We start from the raw sequence: 264 nt of genomic DNA, 5'->3' as shown, positions 1-264 counted from the left end.
TTCGTCGCCGGTGTGGCGTTCCGGCTCATCTTCCAGTACTCGGGCGCATACGTGGGCTTCGACGGGTTTCCCGGATACCGCGCGTGGTTCGTGGTGATGCTCGGTTCGGCATTCCTGTGGACGTGGCTGGGTTTCCTCACTGCGCTGTTCCGGGCGAGTATCCGCGCGCTCACCGCCGATCCGGTCCAGTGGAGCAGGATCAGCAATCTCTCCGGTCTCGCGCTGTATCGGCGGCTTTTCGCACTGCAACGGCCGGTACTGCAC

1 protein-coding gene is annotated in these 264 nt (G+C 64.0%); it reads left to right on the top strand.

The genetic code is table 11. The features are described from left to right. On the top strand, window positions 1-264 hold a 264-nt coding region (locus CUZ56_RS15860), incomplete at both ends, for a hypothetical protein (RefSeq protein ID WP_204250952.1).

Origin of the sequence: Saezia sanguinis, from assembly GCF_003991585.1 — a bacterium.
Lineage (GTDB): Bacteria > Pseudomonadota > Gammaproteobacteria > Burkholderiales > Burkholderiaceae_C > Saezia > Saezia sanguinis.
This window is presented reverse-complemented; position numbering and strand designations above follow the sequence as displayed.